17 protein-coding genes are annotated in these 18,089 nt (G+C 47.8%); 16 read left to right on the top strand and 1 reads right to left on the bottom strand.

What is annotated here, in order from left to right; genetic code table 11:
• The first annotated feature begins 1 nt into the window (after position 1).
• The 15 genes from lepA to JNUCC31_RS05075 all read left to right on the top strand — a co-directional run bounded on the left by lepA (position 2) and on the right by JNUCC31_RS05075 (position 14,903).
• On the top strand, positions 2 to 1,816 hold the full coding sequence (gene lepA, locus JNUCC31_RS05145; RefSeq protein ID WP_192269082.1) for a translation elongation factor 4: 1,815 nt from the start codon (positions 2 to 4) through the stop codon (positions 1,814 to 1,816).
• Between the two features lie 202 nt (positions 1,817 to 2,018).
• Entirely contained in the window at positions 2,019 to 3,203 is a 1,185-nt protein-coding gene (gene hemW / locus JNUCC31_RS05140; RefSeq protein ID WP_192269080.1) for a radical SAM family heme chaperone HemW, read from the top strand.
• Between the two features lie 118 nt (positions 3,204 to 3,321).
• Positions 3,322 to 3,792 carry an N-acetyltransferase gene (locus JNUCC31_RS05135; protein WP_192269078.1) on the top strand — a complete coding sequence of 157 codons (471 nt, stop codon included), beginning with the start codon at positions 3,322 to 3,324 and terminating at the stop codon, positions 3,790 to 3,792.
• A gap of 253 nt (positions 3,793 to 4,045) precedes the next feature.
• Entirely contained in the window at positions 4,046 to 5,077 is a 1,032-nt protein-coding gene (hrcA, locus tag JNUCC31_RS05130; protein WP_192269076.1) for a heat-inducible transcriptional repressor HrcA, read from the top strand.
• A 46-nt stretch (positions 5,078 to 5,123) separates the two neighbouring features.
• On the top strand, positions 5,124 to 5,699 hold the full coding sequence (gene grpE, locus JNUCC31_RS05125) for a nucleotide exchange factor GrpE (protein ID WP_192269074.1): 576 nt from the start codon (positions 5,124 to 5,126) through the stop codon (positions 5,697 to 5,699).
• Positions 5,700 to 5,853: 154 nt separating this feature from the next.
• Complete coding sequence (gene dnaK, locus JNUCC31_RS05120) at positions 5,854 to 7,698, top strand: molecular chaperone DnaK (RefSeq protein WP_192269072.1); 1,845 nt, start codon at positions 5,854 to 5,856, stop codon at positions 7,696 to 7,698.
• A 129-nt stretch (positions 7,699 to 7,827) separates the two neighbouring features.
• Complete coding sequence (gene dnaJ / locus JNUCC31_RS05115; RefSeq protein ID WP_192269070.1) at positions 7,828 to 8,949, top strand: molecular chaperone DnaJ; 1,122 nt, start codon at positions 7,828 to 7,830, stop codon at positions 8,947 to 8,949.
• A 148-nt stretch (positions 8,950 to 9,097) separates the two neighbouring features.
• Positions 9,098 to 9,466 (top strand): hypothetical protein, encoded by a 369-nt coding sequence (locus tag JNUCC31_RS05110; RefSeq protein ID WP_062328680.1) that lies wholly within the window; start codon positions 9,098 to 9,100, stop codon positions 9,464 to 9,466.
• A gap of 262 nt (positions 9,467 to 9,728) precedes the next feature.
• Positions 9,729 to 9,908 carry a YfhD family protein gene (locus tag JNUCC31_RS05105; RefSeq protein WP_017687220.1) on the top strand — a complete coding sequence of 60 codons (180 nt, stop codon included), beginning with the start codon at positions 9,729 to 9,731 and terminating at the stop codon, positions 9,906 to 9,908.
• Positions 9,901 to 10,293: a hypothetical protein gene (locus JNUCC31_RS05100; RefSeq protein ID WP_192269068.1), complete on the top strand. Its 393-nt coding sequence runs from the start codon at positions 9,901 to 9,903 to the stop codon at positions 10,291 to 10,293. Before JNUCC31_RS05105 ends, JNUCC31_RS05100 begins: the two co-directional genes overlap by 8 nt.
• Positions 10,294 to 10,458: 165 nt before the next feature.
• Positions 10,459 to 11,424, top strand: coding sequence for a 50S ribosomal protein L11 methyltransferase (prmA, locus tag JNUCC31_RS05095; protein WP_192269066.1), 966 nt, complete (start codon positions 10,459 to 10,461; stop codon positions 11,422 to 11,424).
• A gap of 3 nt (positions 11,425 to 11,427) precedes the next feature.
• Positions 11,428 to 12,105, top strand: coding sequence for a site-2 protease family protein (locus JNUCC31_RS05090; protein WP_192269064.1), 678 nt, complete (start codon positions 11,428 to 11,430; stop codon positions 12,103 to 12,105).
• A 138-nt stretch (positions 12,106 to 12,243) separates the two neighbouring features.
• Positions 12,244 to 13,008, top strand: coding sequence for a 16S rRNA (uracil(1498)-N(3))-methyltransferase (locus tag JNUCC31_RS05085; protein ID WP_192269062.1), 765 nt, complete (start codon positions 12,244 to 12,246; stop codon positions 13,006 to 13,008).
• Positions 13,009 to 13,010: 2 nt separating this feature from the next.
• Positions 13,011 to 14,357 (top strand): tRNA (N(6)-L-threonylcarbamoyladenosine(37)-C(2))-methylthiotransferase MtaB, encoded by a 1,347-nt coding sequence (mtaB, locus tag JNUCC31_RS05080; protein WP_192269060.1) that lies wholly within the window; start codon positions 13,011 to 13,013, stop codon positions 14,355 to 14,357.
• A 111-nt stretch (positions 14,358 to 14,468) separates the two neighbouring features.
• Positions 14,469 to 14,903: an NUDIX hydrolase gene (locus JNUCC31_RS05075; protein WP_192269058.1), complete on the top strand. Its 435-nt coding sequence runs from the start codon at positions 14,469 to 14,471 to the stop codon at positions 14,901 to 14,903.
• 68 nt (positions 14,904 to 14,971) lie between these two features.
• On the opposite strand, the gene JNUCC31_RS05070 is transcribed toward JNUCC31_RS05075, so the two are convergent.
• On the bottom strand, positions 14,972 to 15,973 hold the full coding sequence (locus tag JNUCC31_RS05070) for a Na/Pi cotransporter family protein (protein WP_192272760.1): 1,002 nt from the start codon (positions 15,971 to 15,973) through the stop codon (positions 14,972 to 14,974).
• A 616-nt stretch (positions 15,974 to 16,589) separates the two neighbouring features.
• Here JNUCC31_RS05070 and JNUCC31_RS05065 point away from each other — a divergent pair.
• Positions 16,590 to 17,966, top strand: coding sequence for a class I SAM-dependent rRNA methyltransferase (locus tag JNUCC31_RS05065; protein ID WP_192272758.1), 1,377 nt, complete (start codon positions 16,590 to 16,592; stop codon positions 17,964 to 17,966).
• The last annotated feature ends 123 nt before the right edge of the window (positions 17,967 to 18,089 follow it).

Below are 18,089 nucleotides of genomic sequence, written 5' to 3'. Positions count from 1 at the left end.
AATGACTGACATTCGGGCAAGACAACGTAAAATTCGTAACTTTTCAATTATTGCACATATAGATCACGGCAAATCAACACTTGCGGACCGGATCTTGGAGTACACAGGTGCGCTTACTACACGGGAAATGCAAGAACAAGTATTGGACCAAATGGAACTTGAACGTGAGCGTGGTATTACGATCAAGCTGCAGGCGGTAGCGCTGACTTACAAAGCCGATGACGGCGAAGAGTATCTTTTGAATCTGATTGATACACCTGGACACGTAGACTTCACGTATGAAGTGTCCCGCAGCCTTGCAGCATGTGAAGGTGCTCTGCTGGTTGTGGATGCGGCCCAGGGGATTGAAGCCCAGACACTGGCTAACGTGTACCTGGCATTAGATAATGATCTCGAAATTTTACCGGTCATCAACAAGATCGACCTTCCGAGCGCTGATCCTGATCGGGTGAAGCAGGAAGTGGAAGATGTCATTGGATTGGACACAAGCAATGCGGTACTGGCTTCAGCCAAAGCGGGCATCGGGATCAAAGAGATTCTGGAGCAAGTGGTACAAAGTGTGCCTGCACCACAGGGGGATCCGGACCAGCCATTAAAAGCGCTGATTTTTGACTCGCACTATGACCCATACAAAGGTGTCATCGTATATATCCGTGTCATTGATGGTAAAATCAAGTCCGGTTCCAAAATCAAAATGATGGCAACGGGAAAATCATTTGAAGTTATCGAAGTGGGCGCGTTTAAACCACGCATGACTATTGTGGACGAGCTGAACGTGGGTGATGTTGGTTTTGTTGTTGCAGGTATCCGGCATGTCGGTGATACCCAAGTCGGTGATACGGTAACAGACGCCAAAAATCCAACATTGGAACCTTTACCGGGTTACCGTAAAATCAATCCAATGGTTTACTGCGGTCTCTATCCGATCGAAACATCGGATTATGTGGACCTGCGTGAAGCGTTGGAGAAATTACAGTTGAACGATGCGTCGCTCAGCTTTGAGCCGGAGACTTCCAGTGCACTCGGTTTTGGATTCCGTTGCGGATTCCTTGGACTGCTTCACATGGATGTTATCCAGGAGCGGATTGAACGTGAGTTCAACATTCCGTTGATCACGACCGCACCAAGTGTAATCTACCACGTGACGTTGACTAACGGTGAAGTCATGCAAATTGACAACCCATCCAACTATCCAGAAGTGGGCAGAATTGATTTTGTTGAGGAACCGTATGTGAAAGCTTCTATAATCGTACCGAATGATTATGTGGGTACAATCATGGAGCTTTGTCAGAATAAACGCGGTGAATATGTGAATATGGAATATCTGGACACAACTCGGGTTACCATTACGTATGAGATCCCGTTGTCCGAGATTGTATATGACTTCTTCGACCAGTTGAAATCAAGCACCAAAGGATATGCATCGTTTGACTATGAACTATCCGGTTATCGTCAGTCCAATTTGGCGAAAATGGACATCTTGCTCAATGGTGAGCAAGTCGATGCCTTGTCCTTCATCGTTCACCGTGACCGTGCGTATAACCGCGGACGCATTATCTGTGAGAAGCTGCGCGAGCTGATTCCACGGCAAATGTTCGAGGTGCCGATCCAGGCATCTGTAGGTACCAAGGTTGTAGCTCGTGAAACGGTAAAAGCGATGCGTAAAAACGTACTTGCCAAGTGTTATGGCGGTGACATCTCGCGGAAACGGAAACTGCTTGAGAAGCAGAAGGAAGGTAAGAAGCGGATGAAGCAGGTCGGTAACGTAGAGGTACCGCAGGAAGCGTTTATGGCGGTGCTGAAAATTGATGATTAAGAACGCAATCTCCAGGGACACCAAATTTTGTGTATTGGAGAATGCGTTTAAATAATCTAATTTGAGGTACAACACAGAGTGTGTGTATTCATTCAAACTAGATTAAAGAGAATTCATTTGGGTACAACACAGAATAAAAAATAAACCAAGCTGAAAGGGAAGCCGGATGGCTTTCCTTTTTTCAAATAGAGGGGGACTTGCCATGACATTGGCAGCACACAGCCGGAAAACAGGTGCACCCCAAGCGGTGTATCTTCACATTCCCTTTTGCACAAATAAATGTTTTTATTGCGATTTTAACTCCTATGTATTGAAGGACCAGCCTGTTATGCAATATCTTGAAGCGCTGGAACGGGAGATGGAACATACGGTTCAGGCGAATCCGCCGGGAGAGATAAAAACCATATTTGTGGGCGGCGGCACGCCGACTGCACTGAAGCCGGACGAAATGGCCGTATTCCTGAAATCAGTTAAGACCTACTTCCCGAACTGGGCAGACGATATCGAATTTTCGATGGAAGCAAACCCTGGGACGACTGATGCAGAGAAGCTTGCAGTCATGAAGGAAGGCGGAGTTAACCGCGTCAGTTTTGGGGTACAGGCTTTTCAAAATGATCTGCTAACAGGCATTGGCCGCATTCATAATACAGATGATGTATACCGCAGTCTGGAGAATGCCCGAGCTGCCGGATTGCATAACTTGTCTATTGACCTCATGTTTGGTTTGCCAAACCAGACGGTTGAGATGCTGAACGAGAGTATCGACAAAGCGCTGGAACTGGACCTCCCTCACTATTCCATATATAGTCTGAAGGTGGAAGAGAATACCCTTTTCCATACGTTGTATCAGAAAAATCAACTTCCCCTTCCTCATGAAGATGACGAGCTGCAAATGTATCTTCTATTAATGAAGCGCATGAAAGAAGCGGGCTACGGACAATACGAGATCAGTAACTTTGCCAAACCTGGCTTCGAGAGTCGTCACAATATAACGTACTGGCGGAATGAGGACTATTATGGTCTGGGTGCAGGTGCGCATGGGTATGTGGGCCGTGAACGTCATATGAATATTAAAGGTATAAACCCTTATGTTGAAGCTTCCAGAGCAGGGCTCCCGCGTCTCGATCATTTTGAGATCAGCCGTGCTGAGGCGATGGAGGATTACCTGATGGTTGGGCTGAGAATGCTGGAAGGGGCTTCATCATCGCGGTTCAGCGAACAGTTCGGGGAGTCGATGGAGGAAGTGTTTGCGAAGCCTTTAAGCAAAATGTTGAATGCAGGACTGCTTGAGAAGACGCCAGACGGCTTCAGGCTTAGTGAGCAGGGCATCCTGTTCGGAAATGACGTTTTTGCCGAGTTTATCGGGTCGATATCGCTGAATTCGTAGCTTGAAATTATATACGCTCTGTTGTATATTTATTCATATTGATTTTACAGAGCGTGTGATTTATACAACTACGAAGTTGGCTTTCCTCTGGAAAGCTTCTTATTAGGAGGAGAGCTGGATGTCGGCCATATGCAGAAAAGCCGTACCGGAAGATGTTGAACCATTATTTGAAATGATTAAGGGCTATGCAGAGCGTGGAATCATGCTTCCGCGTTCAAGAGAAGTACTGCATCGGCAACTGGAGCACTTTGTTGTAGCTGAAGTGAATGGTGAAGTTGTAGGATGTGGATCCCTTTGCCGTCTGGGGAATGATTTGGTGGAAGTCAGGTCCCTCGGCATCTCGGAAGGTCACAAAGGCATGGGCATTGGCTCACTGCTGCTGGACCGGCTCGTAGAAGAAGCGGAGAAACAACAGATTCCCAAGGTCATGGCGTTGACATATGAGGTCTCTTTTTTCTTGAAAAATGGCTTCGCTGTTGTGGAAAAGGAGATTTTCCCGGAAAAAGTATGGACCGACTGTGTTTATTGCAGTAAACAGGATTGCTGTGATGAGATTGCCGTATTGAAAGAGTTGAACGTTTCCGCCTAATAAATAATGAACCGCATGGATCGAGCAGTACACTCAATCAGATGCGGTTCTTTTTAATTCATTAGATTAGATGTGCAGCAAAGTTGTTAGGACTTGCATATATTGGTCTATACTATAAATAGATGAGCGTACTCATCAAACTCACTTGACAACGATCACGTCAGTTTGGTATTTTTGTATTACCGCTTAGCACTCATCTAACCGGAGTGCTAACGACATGGGACAGTACAGTCAGAAGGAGGGAATACTCACCATGTTAACTGAGCGTCAACGAATGATTCTGAACGCTATAGTGGATGACTATATCCGTTCAGCTGAGCCCGTAGGGTCCCGAAGCATTTCCAAAAGGGGAGATGTTGGATACAGTCCGGCTACGATCCGTAATGAAATGGCAGATCTTGAAGACATGGGTTTTCTGGAACAGCCACATACATCGGCTGGTCGCATTCCTTCGCATAAAGGCTATCGATATTATGTCGATCATCTGGTTCCTTGGAATCAAGTGGAACCGCAAGAACTGGATGACTTAAAGTCTTTCTTCGCGGAAAAGCTGAACGTGATGGAACAAGTTATTCAGCATGCCTCAGTTATTTTGTCACATATGACGAATTATACTTCGATCCTGCTTGGACCGGAAGTCTTTCATACGTCACTTCGTCATTTTCAACTGCTTCCGCTTAACGAAAGCGAAGCCGTTGCAATCATTGTAACGAATACGGGCCAGGTGGAGAACAAGACCGTTCAGATTCCGCCTGAAATCTCGGTTGCCGAGATGGAGAAAGTGGTTCGTTTGTTGAACAGTAAGCTGGTTGGTGTGCCGATTTACAAGTTGAAGTCTCGTCTCTATACAGAGCTTGGACAAGAGATGGAACGGCATATTACACGTTATGAGGAAGTCATGCAGGTGCTGAACAGTGCCTTTGACAATGAACATGACAATCGTCTGTTCCTCAGTGGTGCAACCAATATGTTGACCCAACCTGAATTTAAGGATATTGAAAAAGTAAAAGATATATTGGATCTGTTGGATGAGACACCAACACTCATGAAATTGATGATGCCCGTGCAGGGTGGATCTGGTATTCAGGTGCGAATTGGTACCGAGAATGATCATGAAGCCTTCGCCAATTGCAGCCTGATAACGGCATCCTATTCTTTGGATGGAGAAGCTTTGGGCTCTATCGGAATTTTGGGACCTACGCGAATGGATTACGCACGTGTCATTCATATTTTAAATACATTATCCCGTGATTTGACGGCCATGCTAACGCATCGTTTCAAATAAGGGAATGAATCCAAGAGCATTTCATTCTTATAAGGAGGTGAACATCTTGAAAGAGGAGCAATCATTCGCAGCAGAAGAACAGGAGCAGCAATCGACTACAGCAGCGGAACAGGAACCTGTCAACGAAGCCGGAGCTGCAGAAGCACAGGCGGAAGAGATGGCAGATCAGGAGCAAGATGAGATTGCGCGTTTGAAGGCAGAAGCAGAGGAACAACAACAGCGTTTTGTCCGTGCGCAAGCTGATTTTGACAATTTCCGTCGTCGTACGCAGAAGGAGAAAGAAGAACTGGCGAAATACGCTTCGATGAAGCTGGTCAACGAATTGGTACCCGTTATTGATAACTTCGAGCGTGCCATGGCTACTGTACCGGAAGGTACTGAAGTTGAATCTTTTTCCAAAGGCATACAAATGATCTTCCGTCAGCTGGAAACGGTGCTGAATAATGAAGGTCTGACTGCAATGGATACGGTAGGACAACCGTTTAATCCTGAATTCCACCAAGCGATCATGCAAGTGGAAAGCGACGAGTATGAAGAAGGTACCGTTGTTGAGGAAGTCCAAAAAGGCTACATGCTGAAGGATAAAGTGCTTCGTCCGGCTATGGTTAAAGTGAGCTCATAATTTCTGTAGCAGAATGCAATGGGTTTACTGCATGATTGTACGAGGCCAGCGAAGCTTAATATAAAGGTTTGTACACACATAGAGCACGACTAGTGAAAAAATAAAATAAGGATCAATCTGATCCATTTAAATTGTCGAGGGAGGATATTTTCCAATGAGTAAAGTAATCGGTATTGACTTAGGAACAACAAACTCATGCGTAGCGGTTATGGAAGGCGGCGAGGCTGTCGTAATTCCAAACCCGGAAGGCGCTCGTACCACACCATCCGTAGTAGGTTTCAAAAAAGACGGAGAACGGGTTGTTGGTGAAACTGCCAAACGCCAAGCGATCACAAATCCGGATCGTACGATCATCTCGATCAAGCGTCATATGGGTACATCCCACAAAGAAACAATTGACAGCAAAGACTACTCCCCACAAGAGATCTCTGCAATCATCCTGCAAAAACTGAAAACAGATGCTGAAGCGTATCTGGGTCAAACGGTAACTCAAGCGGTTATCACGGTACCTGCTTACTTTAATGACAGCCAGCGTCAAGCAACCAAAGATGCAGGTAAAATCGCAGGTCTGGAAGTTCTGCGTATCGTCAACGAGCCAACAGCAGCAGCTTTGGCATACGGTATGGAGAAATCCGAAGACCAAACGATTCTCGTATATGACTTGGGTGGCGGTACATTCGACGTATCCATCCTTGAACTGGGTGACGGCTTCTTCGAAGTTAAAGCGACCAGCGGTGATAACCAACTGGGTGGCGATGACTTCGACCAAGTAATTATTGATTATCTCGTAAGTGAATTCAAAAAAGATCAAGGCATTGACTTGAGTAAAGATAAAGCAGCAGTTCAACGTTTGAAAGATGCAGCGGAAAAAGCAAAAAAAGAACTTTCCGGCGTGTTGACTACAACGATTTCCCTGCCATTCATCACTGTGGCTGATGGCGTTCCTCAACATTTGGAATTGAACCTGAGCCGCGCGAAATTCGAAGAAATCTCTGCAGGTCTGGTTGAGCGTACGCTTGAACCAACTCGCCGTGCACTGAGCGACGCGGGAATGACTGCTAACGATATCGACAAAATCGTATTGGTTGGTGGTTCCACTCGTATTCCTGCAGTACAAGAAGCGATCAAAAAGCTGACTGGTAAAGAGCCTCACAAAGGCGTTAACCCGGATGAAGTTGTAGCTTTGGGTGCTGCTGTACAAGCGGGCGTACTGACAGGTGACGTGAAAGACGTTGTATTGCTTGACGTAACTCCATTGTCCCTGGGTATCGAAACAGCGGGTGGCGTATTCACTAAAATGATCGAGCGCAATACAACGATCCCTACAAGCAAATCCCAAGTATTCTCCACTTACGCAGACAACCAACCAAGCGTTGAGATTCACGTCCTGCAAGGTGAGCGCGAGATGGCAGCGGGTAACAAATCGCTTGGACGTTTCATGCTCGGAGATATTCCTCCAGCGCCACGTGGCGTTCCACAAATCGAAGTTAGCTTCGATATTGATGCCAACGGTATCGTTAACGTATCTGCAACAGACAAAGGTACAAACAAAACTCAAAAAATCACCATCACTTCTTCCAGTGGTCTGAGCGATGCTGAAGTTGAGCAAATGATGAAAGACGCTGAGCTGCATGCAGAAGAAGACAAAAAGCGCAAAGAACTCGTTGAAGCGAAAAACAGCGCAGATCAACTGATCTACTCTGTTGACAAAACGATTAAAGATCTTGGCGAAAAAGCAGACGCTGGTGAAGTTGAAAAAGCCAACGCGGCAAAAGAAAAACTGCAAGGCGTCCTGGGTTCCGATAACCTGGAAGACATCAAAGCTGCTACAGAAGAACTGACAGAGATCGTTCAACAACTGTCTGTTAAACTGTACGAGCAAGCACAAGCTCAAGAGCAAGCAGCTCAAGGTGCTGAAGAGCAACAAGGTTCCGCGAAACGTGACAACGTTGTAGACGCTGATTACGAAGTTGTGGATGAAGATAAAAAACAAAACTAATTCACGATTCTTGGTGAATTAATCATCGGTGACGTTCGGAACGAGGGGAAAGTCATAGCCGGGGCTCCCGTGCTTTGGCTTTCCTTTTGTCACGATGTGCGATATGGTGAATGATATGGGGGTGGAAGAGTGGCTGAAAAACGTGATTATTATGAGGTACTCGGCGTCAGCAAAAATGCCAGCGACGAGGAAATCAAAAAGGCATACCGCAAGCTTGCCCGTCAGTATCACCCTGACGTAAACAAGGCTGCTGACGCGGAAGCCAAGTTTAAGGAAGTTAAAGAAGCTTATGATGTGGTCAGTGACGGCCAGAAGCGGGCACAGTATGACCAATACGGTCATGTTGATCCAAATCAGGGCGGATTCGGCGGCGGTGGCGATTTTGGCGGCGGCGGCTTTGGCGACATCTTCGATATGTTCTTTGGCGGTGGCGGTGGACGACGTGATCCGAATGCTCCGCAACGGGGGAACGATCTGCAATACACTATGACGATTGAGTTCAAGGAAGCGGTATTTGGCAAAGAAACCGACATTACCATTCCACGCACTGAAGGCTGTGATACTTGTCATGGCTCAGGTGCCAAACCGGGAACCAAGCCCGAAACTTGTTCCGTCTGTCAAGGTAGCGGTCAACAGGAAGTAGTCCAGAATACACCGTTTGGCCGGATGGTCAACCGCCGTGCTTGTTCGAACTGTAACGGATCAGGACAAATCATTAAAGAAAAATGTACAACGTGCAGCGGCAGTGGTAAAGTGCGCAAACAACGCAAAATTCATGTTCGCATTCCAGCGGGTGTAGATGATGGCGCTCAACTGCGTATGACCGGTGAAGGTGAAGGTGGTTTGCGTGGCGGACCAGCAGGAGATCTGTATATTGTCATCCGTGTGAAATCACATGATTTCTTTGAGCGTGAAGGCGATGATATCTATTGCGAAATTCCGCTCACGTTTGCTCAGGCGGCATTGGGAGATGAGATTGAAATCCCAACGTTGAGCGAGAAAGTGAAGTTGAAAGTACCTGCCGGTACACAAACGGGAACGTATTTCCGTCTTAAAGGCAAAGGCGTACCACGTCTGCGTGGTATGGGGCAAGGCGACCAGCATGTAAAAGTGGTTGTAGTTACACCAAGCAAGCTGAATGACGAGCAGAAAGATCTGCTTCGTCAAATTGCTGCGCTGGATGGAGAACAAACGCATGAACACGAGCAATCCTTCTTTGACCGGGTGAAACGGGCTTTCCGTGGAGACTGAGTCTTATCATGAATGTAAAAGGACACCACAGCGGTTTTTCCGCAGGGTGTCCTTTTTTGCATAATATGGGCACGGTTGCGGAAAGATACCAGACATGAGCATTCAGTGGTTACTGATGTGCCGAAAACTAGGGAAGCAGGTGAACCGGATGACCGAAAAAAATATTTTGGCTTATTTCCATAGCCCGGAGCAAGCGGAAGGGGCAGCCAAAAAACTGGAGGCATTACGAGTGGAGGACCTGTCAATCAATCGATTCAGTCGTTATGCAGGTGTAGGGCCAAGTGGGGCTTCCTATACGTCGGGTGTTTCCGGCAGTTTTTCTTCCTGGGTGCCTAGTGCACTAGGCACGAATGCCAGTGCCGGAATCATGGCTGCAGCAGACCCCTCTGCAAGCGGTATGAGTGACGGCGGACAAGAGGGACCGACAGGCAGAGATGTATTACTGACTGTCGTCGTAGACGAGGCGGTGCATCACCGCGCACTATCCATTATCGAACAAGCTGGCGGTATGATTTAGTTTTAAAATCCATGTAAGTTTCACCTAAAACATTTACACGATAACGGAGAGGACAGAAAAAAACTGGAGAAGCGAAGCGTTAGCCTGAAAGCTTTCGCAAGAAAGCTACTTCGGAAGCATACGCTATCCCTGGATTTTCCCTTTTAAGGGAGGGAATCAAAAAAATCTGGGGATAACAGCGATCGGAAGGTTGTTCTGTCATCGGAGTGCCAGTGTAAATACACTTAGTTGGACTTTTACAATTTGAAGGAGGAACATAACGATGGCAGAACATGAACGTCCAGGCAAGATTTTGACGAAAACAGAAAAGATGAAACGAATGCAGTCCGCCAAAAATGAGGATGTGGAATTTAGCGCCGAAGCTGCGGACCATGAAGATATAGAGGCTCTGCGCCGCAGTGAAGCAGCTGATCGACGTCAGGGACGGGAGCTTCATGACTGAAGATCGCTCCGCAGTGGTCATTGAGGCCGTGTTTACAAGCTGGTCCGAGGCCGAATCTGCACGGAGAGCTCTGGCATTGCTGCACCCGAATCAGCTAAGTATCGAAAGCCTTCAGAATGAAGCAACTCCCTCGAATCGTGAAACGCCTGATGCCAGTTACAGTTCTCCTACAGCTATTGTCGGAGGATTCAGTGGTGAGTTGAATGTACTTTCGCTCATTAGCGATAAGACTGAAATCTTGTCAGGTGGCCAGGTATATGAAGAGGTAGAAAATGGTTCTTCACACAGGCCGAGGCACGAAATTTTGTTGATTGTTTCTGTATCCAGTGAATCTCTCCCGCAAGCTGCAGAGATGATTACTCAGAATGGTGGACGTTTTTGCTGAACAACAATTTAAAGGGTTTAAATCGATTGAAGACAGGATATTCAAGCAGTTAGACTGCGAGTATCCTGTTTTTGTTGTTTCTTTTACTGGCGCGGTTTTGTACACCTGCTTGCTTGTGTAGTACAATAGTTGGGATGTTTGAAAAATGAGGAGGAAAAATGAAGTATGTTATGGCATGAACTAACAATACATACCACAGAAGAAGCTGTGGAGATGATTTCGAATTTTTTACATGAAGCGGGTGCTGGAGGGGTCTCAATTGAAGAGTCCGGTACTTTAAATAAAAAACGGGATACGACGTATGGCGAGTTGTACGAATTTCCTTTGAATGATATCCCTGAAGGCTTTGCAGTGATCAAAGGATACTTTTCCGAAGGAACGGACATGGAGGCCCTGCAATCTGAGGTTAGTCCTCGGATTGAGCAGCTTTCAGAATTCGATATTGATGCCGGAGAAATACGTTTTGAGATGCGAACAGTGGATGAAAATGACTGGGCGAATGCCTGGAAACAATATTTCAAGCCGGTGCGTGTCTCGGAACGTCTGACCATCAAACCGACATGGGAAGAGTATACGCCGCAAGGTCCGGATGAGAAAATAATTGAGCTCGATCCAGGCATGGCGTTTGGTACGGGAACACATCCAACCACTTCACTTTGCTTGCGTGCACTGGAATCGGCCATTCAGGGTGGCGAGGAAATTATTGACGTAGGCACAGGATCAGGCATTCTCGCTATCGGCGCTATTCAGCTTGGGGCCAAGCATGTGCTGGCCCTGGACCTTGATCCGGTTGCGGTAGCCAGTGCCAAGGAGAACGTGGAATTGAATGGATTGAACCAGCAAATTACGGTTAAAGAAAGCGATTTGCTCTCTGTTCTGGGCAGTCAGGACCCTGCGCTAGGCGTGAAGCTTCCGGTGAAAATCATCGTTGCGAACATTTTGGCCGAGGTTATTATGCTGTTTGTGGATGATGTCTATCATGCGCTTGAGTCTGGAGGCGTTTATATTACTTCTGGCATCTGGAAAAATAAAGAGCAGGTGGTGCATGATGCGCTGGTTGCATCCGGCTTTGAAATCAGTTCGGTACACCGCGATGAGGACTGGATCGCGTTTGTAGCCAGAAAGAGGTAACCGATGAATTTGGAATCATTTTTTCGTTACCCGCTGGATCAGCTTCCCTTTTTCCTGTTGACCATCCTGATCGCTTTTACCGTGCATGAATTCTCTCATGCATATTTTGCCAACAAGTTTGGTGATCCGACGGCCAAGCTTCTAGGTCGAGTCACACTGAATCCGGTCGTACACTTTGACTTGTTCGGTGTACTGCTGCTCGTTATTGCAGGTTTCGGCTGGGCCCGTCCGGTTCCGGTCAATCGGGCCAATTTTGACAAACCAAGACTAATGGGTGTTATTGTATCCGTTGCTGGGCCTGTAAGCAATTTGCTGCTGGCCATCATCGGTACGATCATCTATGCTTCGTTGGTTGGTTCGGGAGCACTGGGTGGCATTGAAAATGAGCGTTTGCTTACAGCAATTACCATGTTTTTCTCCATATTTAACCTAACGAACTTTTTCCTGTTTCTCTTTAACCTGATTCCGTTGCCGCCATTGGACGGATATCGAATTCTGGAGGATATTCTGCCGCCTTCAATCAGCCGGAAGCTGCAGGGGGTAGAGCAATGGTCCATATTTATTTTCCTTTTGATCCTTGTCATTCCTCCATTGCAAAATGCGACGATTCAACCATTATATCAATTTGCCCAGAATATGTATGTGGATCTGGCAAGGTTAATCATCGGTTTATATCGTTAGAAACGTATAGTGTATGGGACTGAAATACTGGTCAGAAGGACATAAAAGTTGTATGATCATCTGTGGCGATTGGATTCACGCCTGCCGTTAGGCGGGGTGAATTTCAATCATAACAGGATAGAATGGGTGGACAGACTTATGCAGCGTTATTTTGTATCTGCAGAACAGTTTAATGAACATTCCGTGGTCATCACGGGTGATGATGCGCGCCATATTGGAAAGGTGATGCGTGGTAAACCTGGAGATAAACTGATTGTCAGTGACGGAAACTCCAAAGAAGCTTTGGTAGAGATTGAAAGCATCGAAGCTCAGCAAGTAACAGCGACCATTGTGGAGCCGCTTGAGATGGACCATGAAGCACGTATTCGTGTTACGGTGGCCCAAAGTTTGCCGAAAGGCGACAAGATGGAGACGGTTATCCAGAGATGTACCGAAATTGGGGCTGTCTCCTTTGTTCCCTTCCTTTCGGAACGTACGATTGTGCAATATGACGCCAAGAAAGAGGGCAAACGGTTGGATCGGTGGCGGAAAATCGCCAAGGAAGCCGCTGAGCAGAGTCATCGGAACCGCATCCCATCCGTCGAGCAGCCACTTTCCTGGAAAGGGCTGCTATCTTCTTTTGAGGCCTACAATTTGGTATGTTATTGTTATGAAAAAGAAAACGGCAAGCAATTAAGAGATGCATTGAAGCCGTTTGTGGAGCAGCTTGCACCTGATGCAAGGGCCGAAGTGTTGATCGTTGTTGGACCTGAAGGTGGATTCTCCGAAAAGGAGACGCTTGAAGCCGATCAGGCGGGCGCGGTTTCCGTAGGATTGGGCAAACGCATTCTGCGGGCAGAGACAGCTGGAATGGCTGCGCTCACTTGTGTGTTATATGAATCCGGAGAAATGGGGGGGATGTAATTATGCCATCCGTGGCGTTTTACACCTTGGGCTGCAAAGTTAACTTTTATGATACAGAGGCGATTTGGCAATTGTTCAAAAACGAAGGATACGAGCAGGTAGACTTCGACGAACAGACAGCGGATGTATACTTGATTAATACTTGTACAGTAACCAATACCGGCGACAAAAAGAGCCGTCAAATTATCCGTCGTGCCATTCGGCGCAACCCGGATGCGATTGTAGCCGTAACCGGCTGCTACGCGCAGACTTCTCCGGCAGAGATTCTGGACATCCCTGGTGTGGATCTGGTCATCGGTACACAGGATCGGGACAAAATTTTGCCATATGTCAAGGAAATTCAGGAATCCCGACAGCCTGTTAACGCAGTGCGCAACATTATGAAGACACGGGTATTTGAAGAGATGGACGTACCGGATTTTGCTGATCGTACACGCGCATTCCTGAAAATTCAGGATGGCTGCAATAACTTCTGCACATTCTGTATTATTCCGTGGTCGCGTGGACTCTCCCGTAGCCGGGAAGCGAACAGCATCATTCAACAGGCTCATCAGCTCGTGCATGCCGGATACAAGGAGATTGTTCTGACAGGTATTCATACGGGTGGATACGGGGATGACATGGAGAACTACGATCTGACGGATCTGCTATGGGATCTGGATAAAGTAGAAGGTTTGGAGCGTATTCGGATCAGTTCGATCGAAGCAAGCCAGATTGATGACCGGATGCTGGATGTCATCAAACGTTCCGATAAGCTCGTTCGCCACTTCCATATTCCGCTGCAAGCGGGCGATGACACGGTGCTGAAGCGTATGCGCCGCAAATATACGACCGAAGAGTTTTATAATAAAATGCTTCGCATTCGGGAAGCGATGCCGGATGTAGCGATTACGACCGACGTCATTGTTGGTTTTCCGGGTGAAACGGATGAGATGTTCCGTAACGGTTATGAGCTGATGAAGAAAATCGGTTTTTCCGAGATGCACGTATTCCCTTACTCCAAACGGACCGGTACACCGGCCGCAAGAATGGAGGATCAGGTGGACGAGGATGTCAAAAATGCCCGCGTACATGAACTGATTGATCTGTCGGAGCAAATGCAGCTGGCATACGCCAAGCAGTTTGTGGGACAGGTACTGGATGTCATACCTGAAGGCGAGGCCAAGGGCCGCGAGGGTAGTGGCAAACTGCACGGATACAGTGACAACTACATTCAACTGGTCTTCGATGGATCCCTGGATATGGTCGGTAAAGTGTGCCGAGTCAAAGTGACCGAGGCAGGTGTGAATGAGAGCCAGGCAACGCTGGTTCGAGTGTTGGAAGAAAATCTGAAGTCCGCAGCGATGTAATCGAGCGTTGGTAACAAGGATTTCATTTCCTTGGGGAACGTATACCCGGGAGATGAGGTCCTTCTTTTTCCGAAAAAGATGAAGACTATTCCGTTATTGGGGGAGAGCAAGATGAACAAAAAGGAAATTTCGGCAGGCGGCGTTGTGTACCGTACTGGGGAAGACGGAAAGCTTCAAATTCAATTGATTGTAGATCGTTATGGCAAAACGACTCTTGCCAAGGGCAAAATGGAAGATGGAGAAACCATCGAACAAACGGCTCTGCGCGAGATTCTGGAAGAGACGGGTATGGTGGGCCGGATTGTAGAGCCGGTTGATATCATCGCCTATACGTACCAGCATGCAGAGTTTGGTCCAGTGGACAAGGAAGTTCATTATTATCTCGTTGAAGCGGAAAGCGGCGATCTCCAGCCTCAGATTGAAGAAATCAAAGGTGTGGATTGGTATGCTCCGGAAGAAGCATGGTCCAGACAGCAGCAAAGCGGGTACGATAATAACGATGACATTTTACGTGAGGCACTGAATAAATTGGGCTTTAACGTGTAATGAAATAACAGACCTATTTTCTTGGTTGTGGCACGTATGGCTACAGCTTGTCGATAGGGTTCAATACATCAGGCCACGGGTGACTTCGCCACTGGGGTGGAGACCGGTGGTTTTTTGTGCCAGATGGGCAAGTAACAGAATGGCAGCGCAAGCAGGGAACTGGTAACGTTAAAAAGGGTCTGGGCATGCGCAATCTGTGCCCCGTTATCCGCTGACAGCCAGGCCGAAGCTGCATGCAGCTGGCCGATCAGCGGCATAAATAGCAGCGCCCCCGCGATGTTTAATACGACATGGGAGGCTGCGACAAATTTGCCTGCGGATGCTCCGCCAGCGGAAGCAATCACGGCGGTGATGCAGGTCCCCACGTTGGACCCGATCACAATGGCGATGCCGATTTCCACAGGTAATACCCCTGTGGCTGCAAGCGTAATCGCCATGCTGATGACGGCGGCGCTGCTATGAATGAGCGCCGTCAGACACGCGCCGGCCAGGAAGCCCCACCACAAACTGTCGGCTGAGCGGTCCAGAAACCACTGAAATACGCCCATGCTTCGCAGCGGTACGGCTATGGACTGCATTACTTGTATGCCTGTCATGACGAGAGCAAATCCGGCAGCTGCGAGGAAACTGTATTGCATGTTGAACAGAGTCCGGCGCATGCGCTCTGGAGCTGCCTGATTGCGTTCACCAAGCACAACAAAGACAGCCCATCCCGTCAGGGACAGGGCAAGCAGAGGCAGGGAAGCACGCCCGATCTGCAGTCCAACCAGTTCCGTCGTCAGGCACGTCCCGATGTTCGTGCCGAGGATAATGCCAAGTGTGCGTCCGTACGTAATCAATCGGGCATTAGCCAGTCCAATGGTGAGTACCGTGACAGCAGTGCTGCTTTGCAGTACCGCTGTGGCACCTGCGCTGAAAGCCATGCCTTTCCAGGGAGCAGAGGTAGCCCGGTCCAGCCAGCCAACCAACATCGGCCCTGCCATCCGTTGCAAGGCGGTTTCCATCAGCTTCATCCCGCCAAAAAAGATAAGAAGCCCGTATAACAGGGGCAACACAACGTCTCTGAACATAAGATAATCATTCCTTCCGTGCATGTCCTTATCTCATCCTATGAGAAAGCAAGGACAACCATGACAGCTAACGGAATTCTGGAGACAGCAGTGATCAAAAGCCCGATCCATGCCCGAAGCGGTCACCCCAATTACCGAACCCCTATTCAAAAGATACGGAGATTCTGCAAACGGAGCGGAGGGGATGGAATTGGAACTGAAGAAGCGAAGCGCTCGCCTTTTTCCTCGGATTTTTCCTATAGTGAAAAAGGAATCAAAAAAATCTGAGGGTAACAGCGATCGGAAGGTTGTTCTGTCATTGCAGTGGCAAGTGTGGAATTTGAGATTCATCTGTACGACGCAAAAGCGATCGAAAGTCCGATCCACCCCGACAATGGTCACCCCAATTACCGCCCCCCTATTCGAAAGATACGGAGATTCTGCAAACGTAGCGGAGGGGATGGAATTGGAACTGAAGAAGCGAAACGTTCGCCTTTGTCTCTGGATTTTCCCTTTTGAGAAAGGGAATCAGAAAAATCTGGAGACAACAGCGATCGAAAGTCCAATCCATTCCCGCAGCGGTCTCCTTTGCACCAAACCTATCTTTTCAACTAACTATGAAAGAAGTGAATCGATCTTGCCATCCGTTACACTGGAACGCAGTCGCAAAAAGCGGCTTGAACATGCTCATCCATGGATATTTAACAATGAAATCGCCTCTGTTGAAGGAAACCCCGAGCCGGGACAGTTGGTCAACGTATTGAATCATCAAGGTCGCTATTTAGCGACGGGTTACTATAACCCAGCATCTCAAATTACCGTTAGAGTCGTAGCCTATCAGCCTTTGGGATTTGAACAGATGGACACTTCTTTTTTTGCAGCGCGTTTTCGTGATTGCTTGCGCCACAGGGAGCGTTTTATCCGGGATGGAGAGGCGTATCGTCTCGTTTATGGGGAAGCTGATTTTCTGCCAGGTCTGATTGTTGACCGCTTTGGCAGTATTCTTGTTGTACAGTTGCTCACACTGGGCATGGACCGTTGTCGTGAAGCGATCGTACAAGCTCTCGTTGAAGTGATGCAGCCTGAGGGGATCTATGAACGCAGTGATGTTCCCATTCGTGAACTGGAAGGTTTGGAGCAGACGAAGGGACCTCTATATGGGGATTGCCCGCGTCATGTCACGGTAACTGAGAATGGATTGCTCATTAAGGTCGATATCGTGGAAGGCCAGAAGACTGGGTACTTCTTCGACCAGCGCGAGAATCGTGCAGCGATCGAACCTCTTATGAAGGGGTGGGGCTACAAGAGTGGCATTACGCTCCAACAGACTGAGCAGGATGGTTCGGAGCAATGGCTTCCTGTGAACAAAAGCGGCAAGGTAGTGACGTTCCCTTATTGGGACGGGGCAACGGTGCTGGAATGTTTCTCACACACAGGCAGCTTCACGTTGAACGCCTGTAAATATGGAGCCAAAAAAGTAACATGCCTTGATATCTCAGAGCATGCGATTGAAAGTGCACGAATCAACGTAGAGCTGAACGGTTTCACTGACAGGGTCGAATTTGTCGTTGCGGATGCATTCCAATACTTACGTGAGCAGGTCAAAGGCCTCGATGACCGTAATGCACGTGCGCGTGCCGGAGAACAGAAAGTGGATACTTCCAAAGCGCTTGCAGCCGGTGGTAAAACGTTCGATGTGGTCATCCTTGATCCGCCGGCATTTGCCAAAACGAAATCAGCGGTCAAAGGTGCATGCCGCGGATATAAAGACATCAACCTGCAAGGGATGAAACTGGTGAACGAGGGAGGGTATCTGGTAACGGCAAGCTGTTCTTACCACATGCGTCCAGACCTCTTCCTGGAAACGATTGCGGATGCAGCCGAGGATGCAGGCAAAGTGCTGCGTCTGATTGACTGGAAAGCAGCTGGCAAGGATCACCCGCAAATTTTGGGTGTAGACGAAGGTCATTATCTGAAATTCGCCATTTTTGAAGTGCGCAGTAAAAAGAACTAATCGTGCGATTTCAATTGTGGATCGAACATATCGATATATATTCAGGCAAAGAGTCCACAGTTTGGATAAACTGTGGACTTTTTGTTGTGCGCTGCTGAGGGTCTATGAAATTACCTGATAGTG

The sequence above is a fragment of the Paenibacillus sp. JNUCC-31 genome, from assembly GCF_014844075.1.
Taxonomy (GTDB): Bacteria; Bacillota; Bacilli; order Paenibacillales; family Paenibacillaceae; genus Paenibacillus.
This window is presented reverse-complemented; position numbering and strand designations above follow the sequence as displayed.